Origin of the sequence: Streptomyces sp. MnatMP-M17, assembly GCF_900091995.1 — a bacterium.
In the GTDB taxonomy this organism is placed as follows: domain Bacteria; phylum Actinomycetota; class Actinomycetes; order Streptomycetales; family Streptomycetaceae; genus Streptomyces.
Genome location: NZ_FMDK01001242.1, coordinates 1 through 1,485, shown reverse-complemented (window position 1 = coordinate 1,485; position 1,485 = coordinate 1). Strand labels below are relative to the sequence as shown.

General features: G+C 68.8%; 1 protein-coding gene. It reads right to left on the bottom strand.

Features of this window, described 5'->3' with window-relative positions:
- Positions 1-1,421 (bottom strand): lantibiotic dehydratase (locus GA0115259_RS38240; protein WP_256098319.1); only part of this gene is annotated, 1,421 nt, incomplete at its 3' end.
- Between the last annotated feature and the right edge of the window lie 64 nt (positions 1,422-1,485).

The window sequence follows — 1,485 nt, the reverse complement described above, 5'->3', positions numbered from 1 at the left end:
CGCACAAACCGACGCGCCTCGTTCTTCTCGTCGGCGAACTTCATCTCCGACGCCACGAACTTCCAGGTCTCCCGCGCCACCACGGTCGAGTCGATGGTGATGCGTGGCGAACGGTCGGTGTCGGGCCGCAGAGTGAAGCGGTCCATGACCCGGTTGGTCATGGCGTGGCTGAACACATCGAGCAGATCGAAGACGGAACCGTCGGGCAGCAGCGCCTTCAACTGCCCGTCCCGCTCCTCCACCAGTACATCGCCGCAACGGACCGTGCGCGGCCGGTTCGGGTCCGCGGTCTGGTCCACGATGGCGACGTAGTAGTCCTGCGGACGGTCCAGGGACGGTCTGCTGCGGGTGGACCACTTCAGCGGAAGTTCCTTGGGCAGCATGGGCATCAGCCGCGGCCCGGGGAAGTCGGTCGTGGTCTCGTCGATCAGCTCCTGCATGTCCGGGTGCTGATGGACGAAGAGCGAGGCACCCAGGGTGTTCATGGCGACATGCAGTTCGCCGAGGACGAGCTCGAACTCACCGCGCTCCACCGCGTCGAGATCATCGGCGATGACCATGACATCGGGACTGATGTAGCGGGCCAGGGACCAGCCGCGGCCCGGTTCGCCGAAGGCCTCCTGGACCTGGTCGGCGATATCGGCGGAGGAGAGCCGTACGCGCCGGGCTCCGGCCGGAGCGTTGATGATCCGCGCCCAGCGCTCGCGCAGTTCGGCCTGGATACGGTCGATGTCCGCGATCGACTCGCTGTGCGGCGCGGGCAGGCACTCGAACCAGAGGGAGCCGAGGTCGACGCGGTCCTGCCGGGCGCGCAGCCGCTCGTACGCCTCCTTGATGCGTCCGCCGACGGTTTCGGCGAACCGGTTGGTCATCCAGCGGGCGCCGGTGAGGCAGAGCTCCAGTGGAGTGAGCTGCTCCAGTACGGCGGTGCCCACGGTGGCGGTGGCCGATCTGCGGCAGTCGGAGTAGACCAGCGCGCGGTTGGGCGCGGTACGGGCGCCCTTCTCCCGCTGGGCGGAGGCTTCGGTCAGTTCGGCGAAGTCGGCTTCGAGCGCGGCGAGCGCCTCGCACAGTTCGTCGGCGTCGAAGCCGGCCGCCTGTACCCGGTCACGGCCTCGTTCGAGTATGTCCAGCTTGGCGAGGGCCGGTTCGCGCAGCTCCGCGTCGCCGATCGTCTCCACGAAGGAGCGCAGGGCGCGTTCCGGGAAGGTGCCCGCAGGGACGTCCAGTTTCCAGGCGACCCAGCGCTGGGCGACAAGCCACTCCAAGGTCTCGGTGATCTCGGCGGGCGACACCTCGCGACCCTCGGCCCGGGAGACCTCGTCCACGATATCGGTGAACAGCCGTACTCCGTCGCAGAGTTCAAGGACGCGCAGCTCCCGCTCCGACACCGTACGCGCGGGACGCCCCGGAGCACGCACCGTACCGTCCACTACGCCGACGAACGGGACCCGGCGCGGAGCCACCCACTCCCGCACACCCGGA